This window comes from Pseudoduganella namucuonensis (assembly GCF_900116645.1).
In the GTDB taxonomy this organism is placed as follows: domain Bacteria; phylum Pseudomonadota; class Gammaproteobacteria; order Burkholderiales; family Burkholderiaceae_D; genus Rugamonas; species Rugamonas namucuonensis.
In genome coordinates this window covers 211985-238522 of record NZ_FPBO01000003.1, presented here as the reverse complement: position 1 = coordinate 238522, position 26538 = coordinate 211985, and the positions used below count along the sequence as shown (strand labels likewise).

Here is a 26538-nt window from a genome sequence, read left to right as displayed (position 1 = left end):
GAAAAGGATTACTTTTGTGGCAAGAATTATCGTTGTAACGTCCGGCAAGGGCGGTGTCGGCAAGACGACTTCCAGCGCCAGCTTCTCGTCCGGCCTGGCCCTGCGTGGCCACAAGACCGTGGTGATCGACTTCGACGTCGGCCTGCGCAATCTCGACCTGATCATGGGCTGCGAACGCCGCGTGGTGTACGACCTGATCAACGTCATCAACAAGGAAGCCTCGCTGACCCAGGCCCTGATCAAGGACAAGCACTGCGACAACCTGTTCATCCTGCCCGCCTCGCAGACGCGCGACAAGGACGCGCTGTCCGAGGACGGCGTGGAGGCGGTGCTGCACGAGCTGATCAACATGGGCTTCGAATACATCATCTGCGATTCGCCGGCCGGCATCGAGCACGGCGCGCTGATGGCGCTGACCTTCGCCGACGAGGCGCTGATCGTCACCAACCCGGAAGTGTCGTCCGTGCGCGATTCGGACCGCATCCTGGGCATCATCCAGGCCAAGTCGCGCCGCGCCCAGTCGGGCGGCGAGCCGGTCAAGGAACACCTGCTGATCACCCGCTACTCGCCGAAACGCGTGGAAGCCGATGAAATGCTGTCCTACCAGGACGTGCAGGAAATCCTGCGCATCCCGCTGATCGGCATCATTCCGGAGTCGGAATCGGTGCTGCACGCCTCCAACCAGGGCAACCCGGCGATCCACTTCAAGGGGACCGACGTGGCCGAGGCCTACGAGGATGTGGTGTCGCGGTTCCTGGGCCAGGAATTGCCGCTGCGCTTTACCAATTACGAAAAGCCCGGCCTGCTGCAGCGCATTTTCGGAGGCAAGTGATATGGCCCTGCTGTCTTTTCTGTTCCCGTCCAAGCCCAAGACGGCCACCGCCGCCAAGGAAAGGCTGCAGATCATCATCGCGCGCGAACGCAACGGCCGCGCCGGTCCTGATTTCCTGCCAGCGCTGCACAAGGAACTGATCGAAGTGATCTCCAAGTACACCAAGGTGAACGCGGACGACATCAAAATCTCGCTGGACCGCCAGGGCAACCTGGAGGTGCTGGACGTGAACGTGGTGCTGCCGGACGCCTGAGTCCGGAACCAAGCGGCGCCCTAGGATTTGCCCGGGGCCGCCATCAAGCTCTGCGCCACCTTGGCGCAGGCCTCCACATGCTGGTAGCCGATCTGGCGGAAGGCGAAAAAGCCGATCGCGGCCGACGCCGCCTGTCCCGCCAGCGGCACGAAACGGCTGGCCTGCTTGGCCACCACCGTGCCCGCGCCGCGCTGCACCAGCCGCAGCAGCAATTCCTTCGTGATGTATTTCCCCACCATCGTGCCGCCCACGCTGACGGCCGCCTCGTAGGCGCGCACCTTCAGTTCCGGCCGCATGCGCTCGACCTGCTCCGGCGTGAGGCCGAACTCGCGGTTGATGTCGTCGATCAGCACCGAGAACAGGCGCAGGTCGGTCACGACGTCCAGCCCCGGCAAGGGCACGGCGGAGATGCCGGCCGACACCGCCGCGCGCCGCTGCACCAGGCGGCGGCAACGCGCGCGCACCTCCGCGATCTCAGGCTCGGACGAGGGTACCAGGGTCCATTCGGTGGCTTTTTTGGTAAACATGGTGACTTTTCGTGATGCGGGCAATTGTACCAAAGGCCATTGAAAAGGCGGTTTTTACAGTGTACCGTGTGATGGTGCGGCGAGTTTGCTAAAGTAATCATTTAATTCCCATTGGAAAAAAGTTGACGGCTTAGGCATCCGAACCTTGTAAAATTGCCTTACTTTCTGTTACCACATTAACCCGCACGGTAAGCGAGACTCCGTTACCGATTGCGAACGCCAAATCATGAGAATCGTAGTTTTAGACAACGACCGGACCCAATCGGACCTGATCTGCCAGGTGCTGACCTCGGCCGGCCACCTGTGCCACGGTTTCCAGACTGGCAAGGACTTGCTGGCCCACATGCGCAAGGACAGCTACGACATGCTGGTCATGGACTGGCAGGTGGAGGACATGGACGGCGCCGAGGTGGTGCGGCGCGCCCGCGAGAAGATGCCGGACAAGGCGCCCGTGCTGTTCCTGGCCACCAGCGCCGGCGAGGACGACATCGTGGACGGCCTGGCGGCGGGCGCCGACGACTACATGATCAAGCCGCTGCGCCGCAGCGAGATGCTGGCGCGCGTGCAGGCGCTGCTGCGCCGTTCCTATCCCACGCAAAACGGCGCCGAACAGCTGCAATTCGGCCAGTATGTGTTTGAAACGCGGCCCGGCCGGCTGCTGATGGACGGCTCCGTGCTGGACGTCACGCACAAGGAATTCTCGCTGGCGCTGCTGTTTTTCCGCAACATCGGCCGCCCGCTGTCGCGCGCCTACATCCACGAGGCGGTGTGGATACGCGAGACCGCCATCCCGTCGCGCACCATGGACACCCACGTCTCGCGCGTGCGCAACAAGCTGCAGCTCAAGCCGGAGAACGGCTTCCGCCTGGTGCCCGTATACAGCTATGGCTACCGCCTGGAGAAACTGGGCGCCTGAAGCGAACTGAGCCCCATTTGGGGCCAGGCCCCAAATGGGGCTCAGTTCGCTTATGGCCATGGCGCGGCGCGGCGTTATAGCGACTATATGGGGGCGGGACCGGCTTAACGCCCCGCCCGCCGCTGCCGTCGGGCGCATCACGGTATAATCACCGCTAACGCCTACCCCACCCACACCGAAATGCAACTGCTTGCCGTCGGCCTCAACCACACCACCGCCCCAGTGTCGCTGCGCGAACAGCTGGCGTTCGCGCCCGACCAGTTGGGTCAGGCCGTGGTGGCGGCGCGGGCCTGGTTCGAGCGCATCGCGCCGGGCGGCGCCGACGAGGCGGCCATCCTGTCCACCTGCAACCGCACCGAGCTGTACGCGGCCAGCCAGGTCGCCAATCCGCTGGACGCCGGCGCGCATTTCCTGGCCGACTTCCACAAGCTGAACTACGCCGAACTGCGGCCGCACCTGTACATGCTGCCCCAGCACGACGCCGTGCGCCACACCTTCCGCGTCGCCTCCGGGCTGGACTCGATGGTGCTGGGCGAAACGCAGATCCTGGGCCAGATCAAGGACGCGATCCGCACCGCCGAGGAGGCGGGCGGCCTGGGCACCTACCTGCACCAGCTGTTCCAGCGCAGCTTCTCGGTGGCCAAGGAGGTGCGCAGCACCACCGAGATCGGCGCCCACAGCGTGTCCATGGCGGCCGCCGCCGTGCGCCTGTCGCAACGCATCTTCGACAAGCTGGCCGAGCAGAACGTGCTGTTCATCGGCGCCGGCGAGATGATCGAGCTGTGCGCCACCCACTTCGCGGCGCAGAATCCGAAAAGCGTCACCATCGCCAACCGCACCATGGAGCGCGGCGAGCAGCTGGCGCACCGCTTCAGCGCCAAGGCCATGCGCCTGGCCGAGCTGCAGGACAAGCTGCACCAGTACGACATCGTGGTGTCCTGCACCGCCTCGTCGCTGCCGCTGATCGGCCTGGGCATGGTGGAGCGGGCCGTCAAGGCGCGCCGCCACAAGCCCATGTTCATGGTCGACCTGGCCGTGCCGCGCGACATCGAGCCGGAGGTGGGCCGATTGAACGACGTGTTCCTGTACACCGTGGACGACCTCGGCAAGGTGGTGCAGACCGGCATGGAGAACCGCCAGGCCGCCGTCGCGCAGGCCGAGGCCATCATCGAGACCCGGGTCCAGTCCTTCATGCACTGGATCGACGACCGCGCCGTGGTGCCCGTCATCCAGAGCCTGCAGGAGAGCGGCGAGGCCATGCGCCAGCTGGAGCTGGAGCGCGCGCGCAAGATGCTGGCCAAGGGCGAGGACGTCGACGCCGTGCTGGAGGCGCTGTCCAAGGGCCTGACCGCCAAGTTCATGCACGGCCCGCAGCAGGCGCTGCACCGCGCCCAGGGCGACGAGCGCGCCCACCTGGCCACGCTGCTGCCGCAGCTGTTCCGCGGCCGCCGTTAGCTGCGTCCGATCCGGCGCGTCCGCGCCACCGAAGCACGCCCGCCCCCGCCCGGGGCATCCCCAACGCCTTAGAAAAGATAGCCCATGAAACCATCAATGCTGGCCAAGCTGGACCAATTGGCCAACCGCCTGGACGAACTCGACGAACTGCTGATGTCCGAAGGCGCCACCGCCAACATGGACAGCTACCGCAAAATGACGCGCGAGCACGCCGAGCTCGGTCCGCTGGTCGCGCTGTACAAGGACTACCTGGGCGCGCAGGGCGACATCGCCGAGGCGCAAGCCATGCTGTCCGATCCGGAAATGAAGGAGTTCGCGCAGGAGGAGATCGAGGCCGGCAAGGAGCGCCTGGCCGCGCTGGAGATGGAACTGCAGAAGATGCTGCTGCCCAAGGACGCCAACGACGAGCGCAACATCTTCCTGGAGATCCGCGCCGGCACCGGCGGCGACGAGTCCGCGCTGTTCGCCGGCGACCTGCTGCGCATGTACACCCGCTTCGCCGAGCGCAACCGCTGGCAGGTGGAGATGGTGTCCGAATCGGCGTCCGACCTGGGCGGCTACCGCGAGGTCATCGTGCGCCTGGTGGGCAACGGCGTGTATTCCAAGCTGAAGTTCGAATCGGGCGGCCACCGCGTGCAGCGCGTGCCGGCCACCGAGACGCAGGGCCGCATCCACACTTCGGCCTGCACGGTGGCGGTAATGCCGGAGGCGGACGAGGTGGAGGACGTGCACATCAACCCGGCCGACCTGCGCATCGATACCTTCCGCGCGTCCGGTGCCGGCGGCCAGCACATCAACAAGACGGACTCGGCCGTGCGCCTGACCCACCTGCCGACCGGCATCGTGGTCGAGTGCCAGGACGACCGCTCGCAGCACAAGAACAAGGCCCAGGCCATGAAGGTGCTGGCGGCGCGCATCAAGGACGTGCAGCTGCGCGAGCAGCAGTCGAAGGAGGCCGCCACCCGCAAGAGCCTGATCGGCTCGGGCGACCGCAGCGAGCGCATCCGCACCTACAACTACCCGCAGGGGCGCATGACGGACCACCGCATCAACCTCACGCTGTACAAGCTGGACTTCATCATGGACGGCGACCTGAGCGAGCTGACCAACGCGTTGGCCGCCGAACACCAGGCCGAGCTGCTGGCGGCGCTGGGGGATTAATACGCCAAACCGGGGACAGCCCCTCCGCGCCACAAGCCACGGCCAAGGCATGGGGCTCGGGCCGCGGGTCTGTCCCCAGGGCGGCCGACGGCGCATCGCCTTAAGGACCGGATAAGGCTCCAGCCTCCGGTTTGTGCGAAAATTGGCGCGCCCTCAATCTTTGATCTTCATCATGAATCCACGTACCCTGCTTTTGTCCATCGCCCTGGCCTGCTTCGGCCTGATCGGCGTCGCGCTTTACCTGCAGCATGTCGTGGATCTGCTGCCCTGCCCGCTGTGCGTGATCCAGCGCTACCTGTTCCTGCTGATCGGCTTCGCCTGCCTGGCCGGCTACTTCATGCAGCGCCCCGCCATCGCCACCGGCGTCGGCCTGCTGGGCGCGCTGGGCGGCCTGGGCGTGGCCGGCAAGCACCTGTACGTGCTGGCCCACCCCGGTTTCTCCTGCGGCATCGACCCCATGGAAACCATCCTCAACAAGATCCCCACCGCCACCTACCTGCCCTTCCTGTTCCAGGCCGACGGCCTGTGCGAGAACGCCACCGAGGGCTTCCTGGGCCTGTCGATCCCGCAATGGTCGTTCGTCTGGTTCGGCCTGTTCGCGGTCGCGCTGGGCTGGACGCTGCTGCGCGGCCGCCGCGCATGATGGTGGCGGCCGGCGCCACCGTCGCGCAGCTGCAGGCGCAGTCGCCGCTGGACCCGCTCGACAACCGCATCCTGCTGTGTCACGCGCTGGGCCTGACGCGCGTGGGCCTGATCACGCAATCCGAACGCGCGCTCACGGAAGACGAGGCCCAACGCCTGTCGGCCCTGATCCAGCGCCGCCTGGACGGCGAACCCATCGCCTACATCGTCGGCCGGCGCGAGTTCTACGGCCTGCCGTTCAACGTGGGCCCGGCCGTGCTGATCCCGCGGCCGGACACCGAACTGCTGGTGGAACTCGCCATCGAACACTTGCCGCCGTCCGGCCGCGCGCTGGACATGGGCACCGGCAGCGGCGCCATCGCGGTGTCGCTGGCGCACGCGCGCCCGGACGCGGCGGTGACCGCGCTGGACGTCAGCCCCGAGGCGCTGGCGGTGGCGCGCGGCAACGCCGAATTGAACCAGGTGGCCGTGCGCCTGCTGGAAAGCGACTGGTACGCCGCCGTCGGCGACGAGCGGTTCGACCTCGTCGTTTCCAATCCCCCCTATATCGCCGACGGCGACCGCCACCTGTCCGAGGGCGACCTGCGCTTCGAGCCCCCCGGCGCCTTGACCGACTTCGCCGACGGCCTCTCCGCCTTGCGCACCATCGTCGCGGGCGCGCCGGCCCGCCTGGCGCCGCGCTGCTGGCTGCTGATGGAGCATGGCTACGACCAGGCGGTAGCGGTGCGCGCCCTGCTCGCGGCCCAGGGTTACACTGACGTGCAGAGCTGGCGCGACCTGGCCGGCATCGAACGGGTGAGCGGCGGACGCCGTCCCTGACGCCGCCTCCGGCCCCGCGCCGGACCCGGCCGGGCTCGCCAAGGGCCCGCTCCACCCTCTTCCGTGTGTTTTGTTAATATAGCAATCCGATCGTTTTTGCCGCCGCCGACGCGCTTGGCCGTTTTCGGTTAATCTCGCATCCATCTTGATTGCTGCACCAGAATAGGAAGACCAAATTGTCCAATCTCTTGACACGCCGCCTGGCCCTGCTGGCCGACGAGGCGCACCTACCGGTGCTGCGTGGCGGCCTGCGCGGCATAGAGCGGGAAACCCTGCGAGTGGATGCCACCGGCCACCTGGCGGACACCCCGCATCCGGCGGCCCTGGGCTCGGCGCTGACCCATCCTGAAATCACCACCGACTACGCCGAGGCGCTGCTGGAATTCATCACGCCGGCCGAGCACGACATCGCCACCACGCTGGAAAAGCTGGACGGCATCCACCGCTTCAGCTACAGCAAGCTCGGCGACGAGATGCTGTGGAGCCAGTCCATGCCCTGCCAGCTGCCGTCCGAAGAGGACATCGCCATCGCGTGGTACGGCAAATCGAACATCGGCATGCTCAAGCACGTCTACCGGCGCGGCCTGGCGGTGCGCTATGGCAAGGCCATGCAATGCATCGCCGGCATCCATTACAACTACTCGCTGGACGAGCGCCTGTGGCGCCTGCTCGACGAGAGCGAGAACCGCGAACGCAAGCTGTCGGCCAAGGCCTTCCAGTCGGACAGCTACTTCGCCACCATCCGCAATTTCCGCCGCTACAGCTGGCTGCTGATGTATTTGTTCGGCGCCTCGCCGGCGCTGTCGTCCAGCTTCCTGCGCGGCAAGCCGCACCGCCTCGAAACGCTGTCGGACGACACCCTCTACCTGCCGCACGCCACCAGCCTGCGCATGAGCGACCTGGGCTACCAGAACGACGCGCAGTCCGGCCTCAGCCCGCACGAGAACTGCCTGGACAGCTACGTCGCCACGCTGACCAAGGCGGTCAACCAGCCCTACGAGCCGTACGCCGCCATCGGCACCAAGCAGAACGGCGAATGGGTGCAGTTGTCGACCAATGTGATCCAGATCGAGAACGAATACTACGCGACGATACGGCCCAAGCGCGTGATCCGCAGCGGCGAGCGGCCGATCCAGGCGCTGTGCTCGCGCGGCGTGCAATACATCGAAGTGCGCTGCATGGACGTGGACCCGTTCGAACCGGTCGGCATCAGCCTCGAAACGGGCCGCTTCCTGGACGCCTTCCTGCTGTTCTGCGCGCTGGAGCAAAGCGCGACCATCTCCGAGGACGAGGGCCGCGTGCACACCGACAACTTCGCCCGCACCGTCAAGGAGGGCCGCCGTCCCGGGCTGACCCTGCGCAAGGACGGCGCGGAGGTGTCGCTGCCGGCCTGGGGCCACGAACTGCTGGAACGCATCCGCCCGGTGGCCGAGCTGCTGGACCGCGAACGCGGCGGCTCCGCGCACGTCGACGCGCTGGCCGCCCAGGCCGCCAAGCTGAACGATCCGGACCGCACGCCGTCGGCCCGCGTGCTGCGCGAACTGCGCGCCAACGGCGGCTCCTTCGCCGCCTTCGGCCTGCGCCAGAGCGAGCTGCACGCCGCCTACTTCCGCAGCCATCCCCCCACCGAGGCGGAGCACGCCTATTTCACGGCGCTGGCCAAGCAATCGCTGGCCGAACAGGCCGAGCTCGAGCGCGCGCCGACGGGCAGCTTCGACGACTTCGTGGCGGCCTACCGCGCCAGCAATCTCTGCCACGACACCAACTGATCCGCCCCGGGGCCCCGCGTGCTGACCTTCTACAACGAACTGCACGCCCAGCATCGCGGACGCCACGAGATCTTCCGTGGCGAGATGGTGCCGTGCTTTGAAAAACCCGAGCGCGCCGACGCGGTGCTGGCCGAACTGGGCCGGCGCGGCCTGGGCAGCATCGTCACGCCGCACGGCGTGCCCCTGATGACGCTGGAGCGCGTGCACACGCCGCGCTACCTGCAATTCCTGCGCGGCGCCTGGAACGAATGGCTGGCGCTCGATCCCGCCAACGCCGGCAAGGACGCCTTCCCCGCCGTGTGGCCGGTGCGCACCCTGCGCTCGGACGTGGAGCCGGACAACTTCTGCGCGCGCCTGGGCCTGTACTCGATGGACAGCGGCACGCCCCTCACCGCCGGCACCTGGACCGCCGCCAAGACCGGCGCCGACTGCGCCGTCAACGCCGCGCACGCGCTGCGGCTGGGCGAACGCAGCACCTTCGCGCTGACGCGTCCCCCCGGCCACCACGCCGGCGCCGACTTCTTCGGCGGCTACTGCTTCCTCAACAACGCCGCGCTGGCGGCCCAGCACCTGCTGGACGACGGCCTGCGCAAGGTCGCCATCCTGGACATCGACTACCACCACGGCAACGGCACGCAGAGCATCTTCTACGACCGCAACGACGTGCTGTTCGTCTCCCTGCACGCCGACCCGCGCGGCGAGTACCCGTTCTACCTGGGCCATGCCGACGAGACCGGCGCGGGCGCGGGCCTGGGCTACAACGTCAACCTGCCGCTGGCAGCCGGCACCGGCGCGCAAGCCTGGTTCGCGGCGCTGGAAACGGCCTGCCTGCGCCTGCAGATGTACCAGCCGGAGGCGCTGGTGGTGTCGCTGGGCGTGGACACCTTCGCCGGCGATCCGCTGTCGCGCTTCACGCTGCAAAGCGCCGACTACCTGCGCATCGGCGAGCGCCTGGCCTACCTGGGCCTGCCGACCGCCTTCGTGTTCGAGGGCGGCTACGCGGTGAAGGAGCTGGGCGTGAACGTCGTCAATGTGCTGGAAGGCTTCGAGACCGCGCTGTAACCACCCACCGAAAAAGGAGACGCCATGAAGATCAGCAGCACCCTGTTCGCCGCCACCCTGTTCGCCAGCGGCCTCGCCGGCGCCGCCCCCGTGACCTACGACATCGACCCTCACCACACCTTCCCCAGCTTCGAGGCCGACCACATGGGCATCTCCTTCTGGCGCGGAAAGATCAACAAGAACAGCGGCAAGGTCACGCTGGACCGCGAAGCCGGCCAGGGCACGGTCGATATCGCCATCGACCTGTCCAGCATCGACTTCGGCGAGGACCTGCTCAACAAGTGGGCGCAGGGCAAGGACTTCTTCGACGTGAAAAAACACGGCAAGACCGCGCGCTACACCGGCACGCTCAGCCTGGCCGGCGGCGCGCCCACCGAGGTGCAGGGACAGTTGACGCTGCATGGCGTGACCAAGCCGCTCACGCTCAAGCTGAACCGCTTCAAATGCATCCCCCACCCCATGCTGAAGCGCGAGCTGTGCGGCGCGGACGCGTCCGCCACGTTCAACCGCGAGGATTTCGGCCTGGCGGCGGGCAAGGATTATGGCTTCTCGATGGACGTGGGACTGCGCATCCAGGTGGAGGCGGTGGCGGCGAAGTAGCGGCGGCGGCGCGTGAAGAGGCGCACGGCCATGGCGACTATTAAAAATATCGCTTGCTATTACATAGTGCACGATGTAAAGTAACTCCATCGACGCCGCACACGCGGCGAGAAGTAGCAAAAAGTAGGACGCTATTCAATAGATAGCGACTAAACCCCACCACAGCAAAGGAATCCATCATGTCGATCCAACAAGTCCTGTACCGCGCAAACGCTAAATCCACCGGTGGCCGCGAAGGCCGTGCCGTCTCGTCCGACGGCGTGCTGGATGTGAAACTGACCACCCCGAAAGAACTGGGCGGCGCCGGCGCCGTGGGCACCAATCCCGAGCAACTGTTCGCCGCCGGCTACTCGGCCTGCTTCATCGGCGCGCTGAAATTCGTCGGCGGCCGCGACAAGATCGCCGTGCCGGCGGACACCTCGATCGACGCCACCGTCGGCATCGGCGCGATCGAGACCGGCTTCGGCATCGAAGTGGAACTGAAAGTGTCGCTGCCAGGCCTGGACCGCGAAACCGCCGAGAAGCTGGTGAACGCGGCGCACATCGTGTGCCCATACTCGAACGCCACCCGCGGCAACATCGACGTCACCCTGACCATCGTTTAAGCATCGCCCTCCAGCCCTGCCGTACAATCAGCGTTTCATCCCGCGAGGCGCACATGATTGAATGGCAGTGGCTGGCTTTCGACCAGATTCCGGTGGCGGACCTGTACCAGGTGCTGCACCACCGCCAGCAGGTGTTCATGCTGGAACAGAAGTGCCTCTATCCCGATATCGACAACTACGACCAGGGCGCCCATCACCTGATGGCCTGGCAAACCGTCGACGGCCAGCGCCAGCTGGCGGCTTATCTGCGCTGCATCGCGCCTGGCGTCAAATACCCCGAAATGTCCCTGGGCCGCGTGCTGACCACGCAGGCCGCGCGCGGCGGCGGCATCGGCCGCCTGCTGCTGGCCGAAGGCATCGCCCGCGCCGAGGCGCTGCATCCCGGCCACGGCTTCCGCATCGGCGCGCAGCATCACCTGGAAAAGTTCTACGGCGGCTTCGGCTTCCAGACCGTGACCGAGCCGTACGACGAGGACGGCATCATGCACGTCGACATGGTGCGCCCGGCTAGAACGTGACCACGAAGCGCGCGCCGCCGCCCACCGGCTTGGCGTAGCGCACCATGCCGCCGTTGGCGTGCGCCAGGTGGCGCACCATGGCCAGGCCGATGCCGCGCCCCTGTCTCTTGGTCGAGAAGAAGGGCGTGAAGATATGGGCCAGCATGTCGTCCGGCACGCCGGGGCCGTTGTCGGCCACGTCGATGCGCAAGCGCCCTCCCCGGCTCAGGCGCGCGTGCACCCGCACCTGCGGATGCGGCAGATCGGCCGTGGCCTCGGCGGCGTTCTTCAACAGGTTGATCAGCGCCTGTTCCAGCTGTCCCGGATCGACCATCACATCCAGCGACGCCGGCTCCACCGAGAATTCGGCACTGCCGCGGCGCACCTCCCATTGCGGCGCCATCAGCATGGACAGGCGCGCGAACAGCTCGCCCAGGTGCACGCGCTCGGGCCTGGCCTGCGGCACCGTGGACAGGCTGCGGTAGCTGGCCACGAACTCCACCAGGCTGGCGGCGCGGCGCGCGATGGCGTCCAGCGCCGTGCCCAGGTCGCCGCTGACGTCGGGCGCCAGGTCGGCCTGCACCTCGGCCAGCAGGTCGCGCGCGGTGCGCGACAGCGAGGCCACCGGCGTCAGCGAATTCATGATCTCGTGCGTGAGCACGTGCACCAGCTGGCGCCAGGCGTTCATGGCCTCGGCTTCCAGTTCGCTTTCCACCGGCATCAGCGCGGCCAGGCGCTGGCCGGCGCCCTCCACCGTCAGCGCGGCCACCGAGGCCAGCGCGCGCTCCGGGCCGCGCTCGGTGTCGAAGCTGACCAGCGCGCGGCGCGCGGTGGGCTGGGCGGCCAGCAAATCCATCAACTGCCGGGGATCGCGCGCGCGGCCCGGCGCCAGCATGCGGCGCGCGCTGGCGTTCACCGGCGTGACGGCGCCCGGCCCGCTCAGGCGCTCGATGCTGAACAGCGCGATGGGGGCGTGCTCCAGCCGCGCCTCCAGCGACTGCGCGGCGTCCAGCAGGGCGCGCCGATCGGGCGTCAGCGCGGCTTCGGCGTTGCCGGCGGGAAGCGGCGTGAGCGCTTGAGGGTCTGTCCCTTCGGGATCGGAGGCAGCCCCATCGGGGCTGCCTCCCCCACGAAGCGGCGTCAGCAATCCCACGGGGCCTACTTCCCTAAAAAGCGGCGTCGACTGTCGGAGGGTCAGCCGCGACAGGGCGCGGCGCAGCGTCCACGCCGGAATCGCGGCGGCCAGCGCGCACAGCACCAGCACGCGCGGCGACGATGCGGCGGGCGGGACGCAGGCCGACAAGGCCATCAGCGCGGCCACGCTGGCCGCTATCCGGATCTTGAGCGCGCGCTCAGATGCCATGCTTGCCCAGCTTGCGGTACAGGGCCGCGCGGCTCACGCCCAGCATGCGCGAGGCCTGGCTGATGTTGCCGTTGGCGGCGGCCAGCGCGGCGGCGATGGCGTCGCGTTCGAGGGTGCTCAGAGTGAGCTCGTCGCCCGGATTGCCGGGGCCGGGGCCGGCGACGCCGCCAGTGCTGTATCCCGCCGCGTGGGCCTGCGGCGCCAGGCCGAAATCGTCCACCTCGTATTCCGCGCCCAGCGCCAGGATGACCGCGCGTTCGCAGGCGTGGCGCAGCGCGCGCACGTTGCCGGGCCAGGCGTATTGCGCCAGCCAGGCCTGGGCCTCCGCCCTCATCCCGCGCGCCGGGCGCTGGTATTGCGACTCGTAGGCGCGCAGGTAGTGCAGCAGCAGCGCCGGGATGTCCTCGCGCCGCTCGCGCAGCGGGGGCACGCGGATCACGATGGTGTTCAGCCGGAACAGCAGGTCGGGACGGAACACGGAGGGATCGAACAGCCGCGCCTCGTCCAGGTTGGTGGCGCTGACGATGCGCACGTCCACCGCTTCCGGCCGGTCCGCGCCGATCGGCGTGACTTCGCGCCGCTCCAGCACCGTCAGCAGCTTGGCCTGCGCGGCCAGCGGCATGTTGCCGATCTCGTCGAGGAACAGCGAGCCGCCGCGCGCGGCCTGGAAACGCCCGGCGCGGTCGGCCTTGGCGTCGGTGAAGGAGCCCTTGCGGTGGCCAAACAGTTCGCTCTCGAAGGTCGATTCCGGCAGCGCGCCCATGTCCACCGCGAGGAAGGTCTGGCCGGCGCGGCGCGAGGCCTGATGGATGGCGCGCGCCACCAGTTCCTTGCCCACGCCGTTCTCGCCCAGCACCAGCACGTTGGCCTCGGTGGGCGCGACGCTGGCGATCATGGTCTTCACGGCGCGCATGGCGGCCGAGTCGCCCATCAACGCCTCGGTCGCCGGGGACATGGCGGGCGACGCGGCCGCGGCGTGCCGCGCCAGCGCGCTGTCCACCGCCGCGACGAGGCGGGCGTTGTCCCAGGGCTTGGTGATGAAATCGCAGGCGCCGCGCTTCAGCGCCTCCACCGCCAGCGGCACGTCGGCGTAGGCCGTCATCGCGATCACGGCGGGCGGGCGAGGCAGGGCGCGCAGCAGGTCGAGCGCGGCCAAGCCCTCGGCGCCGTCGATGCGGCCGGGCGCGAAGTTGAAGTCCAGCAGCACCACGTCCGGCACGTCCCGCGCCAGCAGTTCCGGCAGCGCCGCCGGCGTGTGCGCCGCGCTTACCTTGCCATGACGCCGGCGCAGCAGCATTTGCGCGGCGTAGGCGACGTCCGTGTCGTCGTCGAGGATCAGAATGTGGGCGGTCATGCGGCGCATTCTAGCAACAAGGACGTGAAAAAGGGCGGCCGAAGCCGCCCTTTCGCTTGCGCGCCGCGTGGTTTATTTCACGGCGATCAGTTCGATGTCGAAGATCAGCTTCGCGTTGGGGGGGATGACGACCGCGCCGTTGGCGTCCTTCGTGCCGGCGCTGCCGTAGCCGAGTTCCGACGGAACGATCAGCGTGCGCTTGCCGCCGACCTTCATGCCCAGCACGCCGCGATCCCAGCCCTTGATGACGGTCGCGGTGCCGATGGCGAAGTCGAAGGTCTGCCCCTTGTCGACCGAGCTGTCGAACTTGGTGCCCTTGAAGTCGGCCTTGGTCTCGTCGTAGAGCCAGCCCGTGTAGTGCACGGTCAGGGTTTTGCTCAGCACGGCTTCCGCGCCGGTGCCGACCACATTGTCTTTGATGGTCACGGTGGCCGACGGCGAGGCTTTTTTCACCGCGATCAGCTCCACCTCGAACACCAGCGGCGCGTTGGCCGCCACTTTCACGCCTGTGGTGCTGGTGTAGCCGGCGGCGCCGAAGGCCAGGCTCGATGGCAGCACCAGGTTGGCCTTGCCGCCCACTTTCATGCCGAGAACACCCTGGTCCCAGCCCTTGATCGGCACCGCGCCGGTGGCCACCGCGAAGCTGACGCCCGCGCCCGTGGGCGAGGTTTCGAACTGCGCGCCGCGGCCGTTGGCCTTGGTGGAGTCGTACAGGTAACCGGTGTACAGGATCGTGACCAGGTCGCCGTTGGCCGCCGTCTCGCCGGTGCCGGTCACCAGGTCGGTCTTGGCGTAGGCCGGCTGCGGGGTCTCGGTGGTGGCGGTTTTGTTGTCATCGCCGCCGCCGCAGGCGGTCAGCCCCAGCACGCAGGCGAGCGTTGCAATCATTTGGAACATCGATTTCATAGTGACCTTTGCATTATTAGGACGAAGAACTCGCACAGGCGGCCCGTGCGTGCGCCGGAGCAGAAGTGTAGCAGACTGTCCGGCCCGGATTTCGGCCCGTGCGGTCTGCTTACAAATTCGCCACGCTCAGATTTCCACCTGGGTGCCCAGCTCGATCACCCGGTTGGGCGGGATCTGGTAATAGTCCGCCGCCGCGCGGGCGTTGCGCGACATGGTCACGAACAGGCTTTCGCGCCACGACGACATGCCCGAACCCGGCGCCGAGATCACCGTCTGGCGGGCGATGAAGAAGGAGGTCTCCATCATCTCGAAGGCCAGCCCGTGCTCCGCGCACAGCCCCAGCACGTTGGGGATGTCCGGCTCGTCCTTGAAGCCGTAGTGGACGTTGACCTGGTAGCACTGGTGGCCCAGGTCCGTGATCCGCACGCGCTCCTCCGGCGGCACCCAGGGTTCCTCCAGCATGTTCACGGTGATGAACACCACGCGCTCGTGCAGCACCTTGTTGTGCGACAGGTTGTGCAGCAGCGCGTGCGGCACGCCGTCGCCTTCGCCGCGCAGGAAGATGGCGGTGCCGAACACCCGCGTGGGCGGCGCCATGAACAGCGATTCCAGGAAGGCCTCGAGCGGGATGGCGTGCTTTTCCAGGTTCTCGAACACCAGTTGGCGGCCGGTGCGCCAGGTCAGCATCACCGTCAGCAGCACGGCGCCCAGCAGCAGCGGGAAAAAGCCGCCGTGCAGCAGTTTCAGCGTGGAAGCCGAGAACAGCATGATGTCCATCGCGATGAAGAAGCCGGTGGCGCCGAAGCACACCGCCAGCGGCAGGTGCCAGCGGTAGCGCGTGACGAAGAAGGTGAGGATGGTGGTGGACAGCATGGTGGCCGTGACCGCGATGCCGTAGGCGCCGGCCAGGTCGTCGGAGGAGCCGAAGCCCACCACCGCGATCAGCACCACCACCAGTTGCAGCCAGTTGACGGCCGGGATGTAGATCTGGCCGATCTCGCTTTCCGAGGTGTGCGCCACGCGCATGCGCGGCAGCAGCCCGAGGGCGATGGCCTGCTTGGTCATCGAGAAGGTGCCGGAAATGGTGGCCTGCGAGGCGATCACCGCCGCCATGGTCGACAGCAGCACCAGCGGGTACACGCTCCAGCCGCCCAGCTGGTTGAAGAAGGGGTTGGAGATCGCCTCGGGATGGTTGATCAGCAGCGCGCCCTGGCCCAGGTAGTTCAGCGCCAGCGCCGGGAAGGCGACCAGGAACCAGGCCAGGCGGATCGGCTTCTTGCCGAAGTGTCCCATGTCCGCGTACAGCGCCTCGGCGCCGGTGAAGGCCAGCACCACCGCGCCCAGCGCGACGAACGCCAGGAAGCCGTTGGCCAGCAGGAAGCGGAAGGCGTTGAGCGGGTTGAGCGCGGCCAGGATCTGCGGCGCCTCGACGATGTTGACCACGCCCATCACCGCCAGCGCCGCGAACCACAGCACCATGACCGGCCCGAACCAGCGGCCGATGCCGGCCGTGCCGTGGCGCTGCACCGCGTACAGCGAAACCAGCACGATGATGGTCAGCGGCACCACGTACTGCCCCAAGGCGGGCGCCGCCACTTCCAGGCCCTCGATCGCGCCCAGCACCGAAATGGCGGGCGTGACCACGCTGTCGCCGTAGAACATGGTGGCGCCGAACACGCCCAGCAGCAGCAGCGGGCCGTGCCAGCCGGAGCGCTTGCTGACGGAATTGAGCGCCAGCGCCATCAGCGCCATCACGCCGCCCTCGCCGCGGTTGTCCGCGCGCAGCACCAGCGTCACGTATTTGAGCGAGACGATCATCGTCAGGCCCCAGAAAATCAGGGAAATGACGCCCAGCAGGTTGGGCGTGTTCAGGGCCAAGCCGTGTTCAGGGTCGAAGATGGTCTTGAGGGTGTACAGGGGGCTGGTGCCGATGTCGCCATAGACAATGCCGACGGCAGCGAGCGTCAGGGCGGCCACGCTGCTTTTCTTATGTTCCGAGGTCAAGATTGCACCTGAAGTTGTTCTGGTGCGTTGCACAATAGTCCAGTCATGGTCAATTTGCAAGTGGCTTCTGCCGCGCTCAGCGGGGTGGACGGAATTCCGGGATAATGGACACCCGCGCCGCCTTCCCTCCCCCTCTTTCCATGAACACAGGCATTCTGTACGCCGCCCTCGCCTTCTTCCTGTGGGGGCTGTTCCCGCTGTATTTCCACGCCATCGGCGAGGTGCCGCCGCTGGAGATCCTGGCGCACCGGATGCTGTGGTCGCTGCTGTTCCTGGCGCTGGTGCTGACCGTGCGCAGCCAGTGGCGCTGGCTGCCGCAAGTGCTGCGCAGGCCGCGCGTGGTGGCCAGCTTCGCCGCCAGCGCCGTGCTGCTGACGGCCAACTGGTTCTTCTATATCTGGGCGGTGAAGAACGGCCACGTGCTGGACGCCAGCCTGGGATATTTCATCAATCCGCTGATCAATGTGCTGCTGGGCCTGCTGGTGCTGAAGGAGAAACTGCGCCGCGGCCAGTGGCTGGCGATCGGCCTGGCCGCCTTGGGGGTGGCCTGGCTGACCTGGCAGGCCGGCCAGCCGCCCTACATCGCCCTGGTGCTGGGCCTGACCTTCGGCGGCTACGGCCTGCTGCGCAAGACCGCCGCGCTGGCGGCGCTGGAGGGGCTGGCGTTCGAGACCATCATCCTGTTCCCGCTGGCGCTGGCCTATGTGCTCTGGCTCGGCGCGCACGGCCAGAACACCTTCATCAACGCCCCGGACGACGGCACGCGCTGGCTGCTGGCGGCGGCCGGGCCGATCACGGCGGTGCCGCTGCTGCTGTTCGCGGCCGGGGCGCGCCGCATTCCGCTGTCCGTGCTGGGCATGCTGCAATACATGTCGCCCACCATGCAGATGCTGCTGGGGCTGTGGATCTTCCACGAAACCTTCGACCCGGCGCGGCTGGCCGGCTTCGTCGTGATCTGGAGCGCGCTGGGGGTATACATGGCCGAGGGCTGGTGGACCTCGCGCCAGAATCTGTCCGCCCAAGCTGGCTAGTCCGGCCCGTTTAAACCGGGGTCAGACCACGTTTTCCAAGAAATATTTCGCGAAAAACGTGGTCTGACCCCGGTTTTGTGGCTAGTCCGGCCCGTTTATCGTATGCTGTTGACCTTCTGTACCTAACACTTTCTACTGAGATTTCCTAATGGCAAATTACGTCTATACCATGAACCGCGTGGGCAAAATTGTCCCGCCCAAGCGCCAGATCCTGAAGGATATTTCGCTGTCGTTCTTCCCGGGCGCGAAGATCGGCGTGCTGGGCCTGAACGGCTCCGGTAAGTCGACCTTGCTGAAAATCATGGCGGGCATCGACACCGACATCCAGGGCGAAGCGCGCCCGATGCCGGGCCTGAACATCGGCTACCTGCCGCAGGAGCCGCAGCTGGATCCGGAAAAAACCGTGCGCCAGGAAGTCGAATCCGGCCTGGGCGAGGCCTTCGAGGCGCAAGCCAAGCTGGACGCCGTGTACGCCGCCTACGCGGAAGAGGACGCGGACTTCGACGCGCTGGCCGCCGAGCAGGCGCGCCTGGAAGCCATCATCTCCTCGTCCGACGGCGGCAACCTGAACCTGCAGCTGGAAATGGCCGCCGACGCGCTGCGCCTGCCGCCATGGGACGCCAAGATCGGCGTGCTGTCCGGCGGCGAGAAGCGCCGCGTGGCGCTGTGCAAGCTGCTGCTGTCCAAGCCGGACATGCTGCTGCTCGACGAGCCGACCAACCACCTGGACGCGGAATCGGTCGAATGGCTGGAGCAGTTCCTGGTGCGCTTCCCCGGCACCGTGGTCGGCATCACCCACGATCGCTACTTCCTGGACAACGCGGCCGAATGGATCCTGGAACTGGACCGCGGCAGCGGCATTCCATGGAAAGGCAACTACAGCTCGTGGCTGGACCAGAAACAGGCCCGCCTGAAGCAGGAGGAAGCCACGGAATCGGCGCGCCAGAAGGCGCTGCAGAAGGAATTGGAATGGTCGCGCCAGAATCCCAAGGCGCGCCAGGCCAAGTCCAAGGCCCGCATGGCCCGCTTCAACGAGCTGAGCGAGCACGAATACCAGAAGCGCAACGAGACGCAGGAGATCTTCATCCCCGTGGCCGAGCGCCTGGGCAATGAAGTGATCGAGTTCAAAAACGTGTCGAAGTCCTTCGGCGACCGCATGCTGATCGACAACCTGAGCTTCACGATCCCCGCCGGCGCCATCGTCGGCATCATCGGCCCGAACGGCGCCGGCAAGTCGACCCTGTTCAAGATGATCACCGGCAAGGAAGTGCCGGACAGCGGCGAAGTGATCATCGGCAAGACCGCCAAGGTCTCCATCGTCGACCAGCACCGCGACGCGCTGTCCGATGCCAAAACCGTGTTCCAGGACGTGACCGGCGGCGCCGACATGTTGAGCGTGGGCCGCTTCGAAATGCCGTCGCGCGCCTACCTGGGCCGCTTCAACTTCAAGGGCGGCGACCAGCAAAAGATCGTCGGCAACCTGTCCGGCGGCGAGCGCGGCCGTCTGCACCTGGCGAAAACCCTGCTGATGGGCGGCAACGTCCTGCTGCTGGATGAACCGTCGAACGACCTGGACGTGGAAACCCTGCGCGCGCTGGAAGACGCGCTGCTGGAATTCGCCGGCTCCGTGATGGTGATCTCCCACGATCGCTGGTTCCTGGACCGCATCGCGACCCACATCCTGGCCTTCGAGGGCAATTCGCAAGTCACCTTCTTCGACGGCAACTATCAGGAATATGAAGCCGACAAGAAGAAACGCCTGGGCGAGGAAGGCGCGAAGCCGAAACGCATCCGCTACAAGCCGCTGACGACCTGAGCGTCATAGGCGAAACGACGAAAGGCACGGTGATCATCGTCACCGTGCCTTTTTTCATTGGGTGGCGGGCGCAAGGACATTAGCGCCACGGCGCCGCTGTCGCGCCCGCCGAACTGCGCGGGCTGGCCTTTAGAAGTTGTAACGCGCGCCCAGGGAAAACGCGCCCTTCTTGCGGCCCTGTTCGATATCGTTCTTGCCGTAGTGCTCATAGTCGAGCGACAGCGACACCTTCTGGTTGATCGCGTACTCGGCGCCCACCGACGCGTACAGGCCGGTGCGGTCCTTGTCGCCCACCGCGTACGACGAGGCCAGGCCGCTGCCGTTCACGGTGTTCTTGTTGTAGGCCAGGCCCAGCTTGCCGTTCAGCGAGAACTGGTCGTTGACCGGCATGCTGGCCTTGCCGGCGACGTAGAAGGAGTGCGATTTGCTGTCGATGTGGCCGTTGGCCGTGCCGACGCTGTAGTTGTAGCCGGACTTGCCGAAATCGGTGTAGCCGCCTTCCAGCGCAAAGGTCTTGTCGAACTGGTAGCCGCCGTAGACCTTGCCGGACCATTCGTCGCTCGTGCGGTCGCCGCTGCTGGTGTCGTTGGCGAGGTTGTACTTGTGCTCGCTGGCCACGACGCCGACGCCGACGTAAGGACCCACTTCGGCCGCGTGGGCCACGGAAACACCACCCAGGGCGGTGGCGGAGGCGATCATTGCAAAGATGAGGTTTTTCATATCGTTGGATCTTTCAGCAAAATGGTTGAGGACTTGCTTGGGATCGCAATTTCACGGAATCGCGATGTCTCAAAGATACATTGATAAATCACCTACGTCGTCGGCAATTAAGTAAGAAATGTGACGAGTTGTAATGGGGCTTGAAACGAAGAGGATCGCCACAAAATGACGGAACTTAGCTTAAGATCCACTTAAGGAAGGTCGATCAGGCGGAAGGTCAGATTGACGCGCGGACCGCGCGCGACCTTCTCCTTGTTGATGCCGTGGCGCCAGTTGTGCTGCAGCGCGCCCGCCATCAGCAGCAGGCTGCCGTCGCCCAGGTCGATCTTCACGGTCTTGGGTTGGCGCTTGTGCTTGAGGATGAAGGTGCGGGCTTCGCCGAAGCTGACCGAGGCTATCGCCGGATTCGGCCCCAGTTCCTTTTCATCGTCGCTGTGGAAACCCATGCTGTCCCGCTCGTCGCGGTAGTGGTTCAGCAGCACGCTGTTGAAACGGCGCCCGCTGGCCCGCTCGACCGCGTCCTTGATGGCCAGTTGCAGCGGCGTGAACGGCAGCGGTTCCAGGGTCATGCCGGAATACGTGTAGCGCGCCTCGCCATGCCATGCGGTCAGGCGCGGCTGCATCATTTGCTTGCCCCACAGCGTGATCGCCTCGGCGCGCCAATCGGTTTCGGCCAGCAGCCGCGCCAACACCTCGACGGGCGCCAGCGGCAGCGGCAGGCGCCGCATGAAATACAGCTCGCCGTCCTCGATGGGGATGGCGCGCAGCGTGTCGTCTTGCTCTGAAAACAGGTCCATGCGCTATGATATCAGGCATGAAAAAACGCCAATTCCTGACCACGCTGGCGGTAGCCGGCGCCCTCCCCGCCACGGCCCGCGTGGCCCACGCCCCCCCCGCCGCGCGCGGTCCCGCCCTGCTGACCGTCACCGGCGCCATCGCCAAGCCCAACCGGGGGCCGTTCGACCCGGTCAGCGACCAGATGATGCACAAGCAAAAGCTCGGCTTCGACAAGGCCCACGCCTTCGATTTCGCGATGCTGACCGCGCTGCCGGCGCGGCAAATCAAACCCACGCTGGAATACGACGGCAAGCCGCACACGCTGCGCGGCCCGCTGCTGCTGGACGTGCTGAAGGCGGCCGGGGCCACGCCGCCGGACGGCGGCAAGATCGTGCTCCGCGCGGTGGACGGCTACGCGGCCTCGATCACGGTGGCGCAGGCGCGCGCGCAGCGCTACATCGTCGCCACGCACATGGATGGCGCGGCGATGGCGCTGGGTGGACTGGGGCCGCTGTGGGCCATCTACGAGGCCGACAAGGTGCCGGAAATGGCGAAAAAGCCCGTGCAGGAGCGTTTCGGCTCCTGCCCATGGGCTTTGTATCACATCGAGGTGTAGGTCTTGCGGGGGGTCAGGCGTAGGCTTCGGCCAGCGACATCACGCGCGGCGTGATGGTGACGCCGATGTCGGCGAAGATCTTGTTGATGGCGGCCATGTTGGCCTCGGCTTCTTCGGGCTTCCAGCCTTTGAACAGGTCGGTGCCATCCTTCTGGAAGTGCAGGTCCAGCACCTTGCCGCGATCCTTGTGGGTGTAGCCGGAGCTGTGCGTGTTCTGGAACCCGGCGGCGGCCAGCGCGGCCAGCACCGTCGCCGGCGGATTGTCCGGGTCGGTCGCCAGGTAAACACCAAAGGTCTTGCCCGGCGGCTTGGCGGCGATGTCCACCTCGTAGATGCCGGGCGCCTTGGTGACAGATGTACTCTTCAGAAATAACATGTTCTTTCCTCTATCCTTGTTGGCACTGGCACCCTCGGGGGCGGCGTGCTCTCATTACGACGTGTTTTTCTGATCCAAAAAAACATTCCAGTAATTAAGCTTATTGCTTCTCGCGACCTTTTACAAGGAAATCGGGTCGCCAGGGGAACAAGCCGCTTTATCTGTTGTGCTTTCGGCGCGCCAGTTCGACCGTGGGGGCGATCAGCGCATGGTAGAGCTCGCCGGTGGCGGCGTCCCACTGGGCGACGGCGGCTTCCTGGCGGGCCACGGTGGCCATGTCGCCGCGCGCGATCGGGCCGCTCAAGGCGGGCGCGGCGCCCAGCCTGAACACATTGGCCAGCGTTTCGGCGGCCAGCGGCCGCGCCAGTTCGCGCGCGGTCTGCTCAGGTATGCCGGCCGCCTGGTAGGCGCGCAGGGCGGCGTCCAGCACCGTGGTCAGGTAGTTGCTGGCGAACACGGCGGCCGCGTGGTAGACGGTCTTGGCGGCGGCGTCGATGGCGACCGGACGGGCGCCCAGCGCCAGCAGCAGCGCGTTGAGCGCGTCCACCGCCTCCGCGTCCCCCTCCACGCCGCAGAAGGTGCCGGCGAAGTCCGCCGCCACGGCGGCCGGGTCGGCGAAGCTGCGGATGGGGTGGACGCTGGCCACGTGGGCGCCGGCCGCGCGCGCGGCCGCCAGCCGGTCCGACGCGAGGGCGCCGCTGCAGTGGAACACGATGGCGCCCCGCAGTGGCACGGCGGCCGCCAGCGCCGCGCAGGCGGGCTCGATCTGGTCGTCGCCCACGGACAGCAGGTAGATGTCGGCCGGGCGCAGCGCGGCGTAGCCGTCGGCCGCCACGCCGGCGCCGATGAAGTCCACCGCCGCCCGCGCGGACGACGGCGAACGCGTCAACACATCCAGCACGGCGCAGCGCGACCCCAATAAACGGCCCAGCACCCGACCGACATGGCCGCCGCCGATGACGCTGAGGCTGCGCGTCATCAGAAGCCCGAGCCCGGCTGCTGCAGGAACTCGCGCTCCTCCGCCGTCGACACCCGGCCCAGGATGGCGTTGCGGTGCGGGAAGCGGCCGAAGCGGCGGATGATGTCGTGGTGCCGGCGCGCGTAGTCGTAGGTGTCGTCGAATCCGCTGGCCGAGGCGCGCAGATTGGCGTACAGGTCCAGCGAACGCTGCTGCATGGACAGGTTTTCCGCGTGCTCGAAGGGCAGATAGGCGAACACCCGCTGCACCGGCGGCAGGGTCTGGTTGGAGCCGGCGTTGTCCAGCGCCAGCGCGGCCTCCAGCGCCAGCGGATCGCCGGCGAACGAGCGCGGCGTGCCGCGGTGGATGTTGCGGGTGAACTGGTCCAGCACGATGATGCGCGCCAGCGTGCCCTGGGTGCCCTCGTCGTCCCACTGGCGCAGGCCGCCGGACAGGGCCAGCTCGGTCAGGTCGCCGAACTGGTCGCGGATCAGCTGGTCGAAGCGCTCGTCCTTGCGGAACCATTCGGGCCGCTGCGTGTTGTGCCCGCGCGCGCCTATCGGCAGGAACCAGAAATCGAGCACGTCCTGTGCGGTGGTCAATACCATGGGCTTTACCTTTCGCTCACGTTCAATTGCGGGCGTGCGACAGCTGGAAGCCTTCCAGCCCGTCGAACGCCGCCATTTCCTTGGCCAGTTCCGACATCGAGGCGCCGGAACGCTTGCTCAGCGCGATGGCGACGAAGCGCCATTCCTGCGCGCCTTTGTCGCTGCTGATCATCATCGATCCGCCGGCAATCTGGTAGCCGCGCTTGAGCGCGATGTCGCGCAGCGCCTTTTCCTCCGGCATATAGCCCTGCTTGAAACGCATCGTCATCGCCACCGCGTGGCGCGACGGCAGCCACGCCTCCACCTTGGACAGGAACACCATCGACATCGCGCACAGGAAGGCCAGCCCCATCGCTCCCAGGTAGAAGCCTATGCCTATCATGACGCCGATGGCGGACGAGGCCCACAGCGAAGCCGCCGTGGTCAGGCCGCTGATATTGAAACCCTCGCGCATGATGACGCCGGCGCCCAGGAAGCCGATGCCGGTGACGATGCCCTGGATCACGCGGGTGGGATCGGTGCCGACCAGGTGGGTCATGTTGCCGCCGAACCAATGGTGCGGAAAACCGGCGATCACCGTCAACGCGCAGGACGCCATGCACACCAGGCCATAGGTGCGCATGCCGGCCGCGCGGCCGTGGTAGGAACGCTCATAGCCCACCGCCAGCCCCAGCAGCAGCGCCCCGACGATGTGCAGCAAGATGATGCCATTGGTGGCCAATTGCGCCGAAGACCAATAGCCGGACAGGACGTGGTAGGTGGGCATGACAGCCTCTTCTAGTTGTTGGGCGTTTTCTTGGCGAGCTGCTTTTCGAACTCCACGTCGAGCTTGCTGACGCGCTTGGGCTTTTGCGGCCCCTGCGCGTTGACGAAGGCGACAAAATCATCCAGTTCCTTGGGCTCGCACAAGGGCGGCTTGCCCGGCCCTTCCGTCAGGAAGAAATGGCCGGCGCCGGTGATCGACATCGAATACAGCCTGTTGCCGCTGCGCTCTTTCAAGCGGTCCACGGCATTGCTGGCGCGGGTGGAGCGTGCGCTCATATTGCCTCCGTGCGGGTATGCAGCCAGGCCAGCGCGTCGCCGGCCAAGTGCGGGGCCAGGCGCGTGCGCACCGTGGCGTGGTAATCGTTCAGCCACGCGCGCTCGTCGGCGCGCAGCAAGTCCAGGGCGACGCAGCGCGTGTCGATCGGGCACAGGGTCAGCGTTTCGAAGCGCAGGAAGGGACCGAATCCGGCGTCCCCCGCGTCCACGTTGAGCACCAGGTTCTCGATGCGCACGCCCCAGCGTCCGGGCCGGTAGATGCCGGGCTCGATCGACGTGATCATGCCCGGCTCCATCGCCGTGTGCGGCTCCGGCATGGCCGAGGGCGAGATCGACTGCGGGCCCTCGTGCACGTTCAGGAAATAGCCCACGCCGTGGCCGGTGCCATGGCCGAAGTCTATCCCGGCGGCCCAGATCGGCGCGCGCGCGATCGCGTCCAGCTGCGGCGACCTGGTGCCGGCGGGGAAGCGCGCGGCGGACAGCGCGATCAGGCCCTTCAGCACCAGCGTGAAGTCGCGCCTGTGCTCGTCCGTGATGGCGCCGACCGGCACCACGCGCGTCACGTCCGTGGTGCCGCCCAGGTACTGGCCGCCGGAATCGATCAGCAGCAGGCCGTCGCCCTCGATGCGCGCCGAGCCCTCCGCGCCGGCGCGGTAGTGCATGATGGCGCCGTTGGCCCGGAAGCCGGCGATGGTGCCGAAGCTGGGACTGACGAAACGGGGACGGCGCGCGCGCGCGGCCGTGATGCGCTCGCCTATCGCGTATTCGCTCAGCGGTTCGCGCCGCGGATCGGCCAGCGCGCCCTCCAGCCAGCAGAAGAATTCGCACAGGGCGGCGCCGTCGTGTTCCATCGTGGCGCGCACATGGTCCGCCTCGGCGGCGCTCTTGCGCGATTTCGCCAGGGTGGTGGGGTTGACCGCCTCGGCCACGCGCACGGTGGACGGCAGGGCTTGGCGCGTGCCGTGGGTGACGCGGCGCGGGTCGATCAGCACGGTGGCGTCCGCCGGCAGGGCTTGCAATGCCGTGGTGTAGGCGTCGTACGGCGCCACGTCCACGCCCTGTTCCGCCAGCGTGGCGCCCAGTTCGGGCGCGATCTTGCCATCCGCCACGAACAGCGTGGCGCGCCCGGGCGCCACCAGCGCGTGGGCGACGAAGACGGGATTGAAACTGACGTCGGCGCCGCGCAGGTTGAGCAGCCAGGCGATGTCGTCCAGCGTGGAGATCACGTGATGGCTGGCGCCCAGATTGGCCATGGCCGCGCGCAGCGCCTGCAGGCGCTCGGCCCGGCTTTGCGTGGCGTAGGGCGCGAGGAATTCGCGGACTGGGGCGTCCGGCAGGCCGGGGCGGTCGGTCCAGACCCCGTCCAGCAGGTCGAGATCGGTGCGCAGGGCCACGTCCTTGCCGGCCAGCGCCTGTCCCAGCAGGCGCGCGATGGACAGGCCCAGCACGGCCCCGTCGACCGCCAGGGTCTGGCCGGATCGCAGGTGCTCGGCCAGCCAGTCCACGTACTGCACGCTGGCGCCGGAGGCGATCTTCATCAGCGCGACGCCGGTGCCGGCCAGCTCGGTTTCCGCCTGCGTCCAGTAGCGGCCGTCGGTCCAGACGCCGGCGAAATCGGCGGTGACGATGAAGGTGCCGACCGAGCCGGTGAAGCCGGACAGCCACTCGCGGCCCTTCCAGCGGGGCGGCAGGTATTCGGACAGATGGGGATCGGCGGACGGCACCATCAAGGCGTCTATCCGCTGGCTGCGCATCGCCTCGCGCAGCTGGGCGAGGCGGACGGCGATGCCGGTGTGGTCGGGTGGGAACATGAGCTAGGTGGTACAGTCA

28 protein-coding genes are annotated in these 26538 nt (G+C 67.1%); 15 read left to right on the top strand and 13 right to left on the bottom strand.

All coding sequences use genetic code 11. The annotated features are described in order from the left end of the window. Window positions 1-16: 16 nt before the first annotated feature. Together minD and minE are read left to right on the top strand one after the other, a co-directional pair. Window positions 17-832 (top strand): septum site-determining protein MinD, encoded by an 816-nt coding sequence (gene minD / locus BM436_RS05055; protein WP_093554172.1) that lies wholly within the window; start codon window positions 17-19, stop codon window positions 830-832. A 1-nt stretch (window position 833) separates the two neighbouring features. Further along, complete coding sequence (minE, locus tag BM436_RS05050) at window positions 834-1085, top strand: cell division topological specificity factor MinE (protein ID WP_056400827.1); 252 nt, start codon at window positions 834-836, stop codon at window positions 1083-1085. A 20-nt stretch (window positions 1086-1105) separates the two neighbouring features. On the opposite strand, the gene BM436_RS05045 is transcribed toward minE, so the two are convergent. Continuing rightward, the gene (locus BM436_RS05045; RefSeq protein WP_093554170.1) at window positions 1106-1612 is read right to left on the bottom strand and encodes a PLP-dependent aminotransferase family protein; all 507 of its coding nucleotides are present in this window, start codon (window positions 1610-1612) and stop codon (window positions 1106-1108) included. A gap of 226 nt (window positions 1613-1838) precedes the next feature. On the opposite strand from BM436_RS05045, the gene BM436_RS05040 reads away from it, so the two are divergent. The 10 genes from BM436_RS05040 to BM436_RS04995 all read left to right on the top strand — a co-directional run bounded on the left by BM436_RS05040 (window position 1839) and on the right by BM436_RS04995 (window position 11159). Beyond that, window positions 1839-2528 carry a response regulator transcription factor gene (locus BM436_RS05040; protein ID WP_093554168.1) on the top strand — a complete coding sequence of 230 codons (690 nt, stop codon included), beginning with the start codon at window positions 1839-1841 and terminating at the stop codon, window positions 2526-2528. A 180-nt stretch (window positions 2529-2708) separates the two neighbouring features. Next, window positions 2709-3983 (top strand): glutamyl-tRNA reductase, encoded by a 1275-nt coding sequence (gene hemA / locus BM436_RS05035; protein WP_093554166.1) that lies wholly within the window; start codon window positions 2709-2711, stop codon window positions 3981-3983. 84 nt (window positions 3984-4067) lie between these two features. Continuing rightward, complete coding sequence (prfA, locus tag BM436_RS05030; protein WP_093554164.1) at window positions 4068-5144, top strand: peptide chain release factor 1; 1077 nt, start codon at window positions 4068-4070, stop codon at window positions 5142-5144. A gap of 172 nt (window positions 5145-5316) precedes the next feature. Then, window positions 5317-5787: a disulfide bond formation protein B gene (locus BM436_RS05025; RefSeq protein ID WP_371859621.1), complete on the top strand. Its 471-nt coding sequence runs from the start codon at window positions 5317-5319 to the stop codon at window positions 5785-5787. Beyond that, entirely contained in the window at window positions 5787-6605 is an 819-nt protein-coding gene (gene prmC / locus BM436_RS05020; protein WP_093554376.1) for a peptide chain release factor N(5)-glutamine methyltransferase, read from the top strand. Before BM436_RS05025 ends, prmC begins: the two co-directional genes overlap by 1 nt. A gap of 176 nt (window positions 6606-6781) precedes the next feature. Beyond that, a complete protein-coding gene (gene gshA, locus BM436_RS05015; RefSeq protein WP_093554162.1) occupies window positions 6782-8374 on the top strand; it encodes a glutamate--cysteine ligase in 1593 nt (530 codons plus the stop codon). A gap of 18 nt (window positions 8375-8392) precedes the next feature. Beyond that, window positions 8393-9436, top strand: a complete 1044-nt coding sequence (locus BM436_RS05010; RefSeq protein ID WP_093554160.1) for a histone deacetylase family protein — start codon at window positions 8393-8395, stop codon at window positions 9434-9436. A 24-nt stretch (window positions 9437-9460) separates the two neighbouring features. After that, window positions 9461-10036, top strand: a complete 576-nt coding sequence (locus BM436_RS05005) for a YceI family protein (protein ID WP_093554158.1) — start codon at window positions 9461-9463, stop codon at window positions 10034-10036. Window positions 10037-10215: 179 nt separating this feature from the next. After that, complete coding sequence (locus tag BM436_RS05000; protein ID WP_093554155.1) at window positions 10216-10641, top strand: organic hydroperoxide resistance protein; 426 nt, start codon at window positions 10216-10218, stop codon at window positions 10639-10641. A gap of 53 nt (window positions 10642-10694) precedes the next feature. Next, a complete protein-coding gene (locus BM436_RS04995) occupies window positions 10695-11159 on the top strand; it encodes a GNAT family N-acetyltransferase (protein ID WP_093554153.1) in 465 nt (154 codons plus the stop codon). On the opposite strand, the gene BM436_RS04990 is transcribed toward BM436_RS04995, so the two are convergent. The 4 genes from BM436_RS04990 to BM436_RS04975 form a co-directional block, all read right to left on the bottom strand. Then, on the bottom strand, window positions 11149-12501 hold the full coding sequence (locus BM436_RS04990) for a sensor histidine kinase (RefSeq protein ID WP_143132972.1): 1353 nt from the start codon (window positions 12499-12501) through the stop codon (window positions 11149-11151). The genes BM436_RS04995 and BM436_RS04990 overlap by 11 nt on opposite strands. Continuing rightward, window positions 12491-13855 (bottom strand): sigma-54-dependent transcriptional regulator, encoded by a 1365-nt coding sequence (locus tag BM436_RS04985; RefSeq protein WP_093554151.1) that lies wholly within the window; start codon window positions 13853-13855, stop codon window positions 12491-12493. Before BM436_RS04985 ends, BM436_RS04990 begins: the two co-directional genes overlap by 11 nt. 72 nt (window positions 13856-13927) lie before the next feature. Further along, a complete protein-coding gene (locus BM436_RS04980) occupies window positions 13928-14743 on the bottom strand; it encodes an FKBP-type peptidyl-prolyl cis-trans isomerase (RefSeq protein WP_229489057.1) in 816 nt (271 codons plus the stop codon). 144 nt (window positions 14744-14887) lie between these two features. Then, window positions 14888-16765 carry a potassium transporter Kup gene (locus BM436_RS04975; RefSeq protein WP_093554147.1) on the bottom strand — a complete coding sequence of 626 codons (1878 nt, stop codon included), beginning with the start codon at window positions 16763-16765 and terminating at the stop codon, window positions 14888-14890. Between the two features lie 140 nt (window positions 16766-16905). Here BM436_RS04975 and rarD point away from each other — a divergent pair, with 140 nt between their 5' ends. After that, window positions 16906-17796 carry an EamA family transporter RarD gene (gene rarD / locus BM436_RS04970; protein WP_093554145.1) on the top strand — a complete coding sequence of 297 codons (891 nt, stop codon included), beginning with the start codon at window positions 16906-16908 and terminating at the stop codon, window positions 17794-17796. A 148-nt stretch (window positions 17797-17944) separates the two neighbouring features. After that, the gene (ettA, locus tag BM436_RS04965) at window positions 17945-19612 is read left to right on the top strand and encodes an energy-dependent translational throttle protein EttA (RefSeq protein ID WP_093554143.1); all 1668 of its coding nucleotides are present in this window, start codon (window positions 17945-17947) and stop codon (window positions 19610-19612) included. A gap of 129 nt (window positions 19613-19741) precedes the next feature. Here ettA and BM436_RS04960 read toward each other — a convergent pair whose 3' ends face one another. Continuing rightward, window positions 19742-20332, bottom strand: a complete 591-nt coding sequence (locus BM436_RS04960; protein WP_093554141.1) for an outer membrane beta-barrel protein — start codon at window positions 20330-20332, stop codon at window positions 19742-19744. A gap of 191 nt (window positions 20333-20523) precedes the next feature. Continuing rightward, a complete protein-coding gene (locus BM436_RS04955; protein ID WP_093554139.1) occupies window positions 20524-21129 on the bottom strand; it encodes an alpha-ketoglutarate-dependent dioxygenase AlkB family protein in 606 nt (201 codons plus the stop codon). A gap of 17 nt (window positions 21130-21146) precedes the next feature. Here BM436_RS04955 and BM436_RS04950 point away from each other — a divergent pair, with 17 nt between their 5' ends. Beyond that, the gene (locus BM436_RS04950) at window positions 21147-21725 is read left to right on the top strand and encodes a putative pterin-binding protein (protein ID WP_093554137.1); all 579 of its coding nucleotides are present in this window, start codon (window positions 21147-21149) and stop codon (window positions 21723-21725) included. Window positions 21726-21738: 13 nt separating this feature from the next. On the opposite strand, the gene BM436_RS04945 is transcribed toward BM436_RS04950, so the two are convergent. The 6 genes from BM436_RS04945 to BM436_RS04920 form a co-directional block, all read right to left on the bottom strand. After that, complete coding sequence (locus BM436_RS04945; RefSeq protein WP_093554135.1) at window positions 21739-22101, bottom strand: hypothetical protein; 363 nt, start codon at window positions 22099-22101, stop codon at window positions 21739-21741. Between the two features lie 157 nt (window positions 22102-22258). Beyond that, window positions 22259-23080: a Rossmann-like and DUF2520 domain-containing protein gene (locus tag BM436_RS04940; protein ID WP_093554133.1), complete on the bottom strand. Its 822-nt coding sequence runs from the start codon at window positions 23078-23080 to the stop codon at window positions 22259-22261. Beyond that, window positions 23080-23667: a DUF924 family protein gene (locus BM436_RS04935; protein WP_093554131.1), complete on the bottom strand. Its 588-nt coding sequence runs from the start codon at window positions 23665-23667 to the stop codon at window positions 23080-23082. The genes BM436_RS04940 and BM436_RS04935 overlap by 1 nt, the downstream gene beginning before the upstream one ends. Before the next feature lie 22 nt (window positions 23668-23689). Then, window positions 23690-24433 carry an MgtC/SapB family protein gene (locus BM436_RS04930; protein WP_093554129.1) on the bottom strand — a complete coding sequence of 248 codons (744 nt, stop codon included), beginning with the start codon at window positions 24431-24433 and terminating at the stop codon, window positions 23690-23692. 11 nt (window positions 24434-24444) lie between these two features. Further along, complete coding sequence (locus BM436_RS04925) at window positions 24445-24708, bottom strand: hypothetical protein (RefSeq protein WP_093554127.1); 264 nt, start codon at window positions 24706-24708, stop codon at window positions 24445-24447. Then, window positions 24705-26519 carry an aminopeptidase P family protein gene (locus tag BM436_RS04920; RefSeq protein ID WP_093554125.1) on the bottom strand — a complete coding sequence of 605 codons (1815 nt, stop codon included), beginning with the start codon at window positions 26517-26519 and terminating at the stop codon, window positions 24705-24707. Before BM436_RS04920 ends, BM436_RS04925 begins: the two co-directional genes overlap by 4 nt. Window positions 26520-26538: the final 19 nt, after the last annotated feature.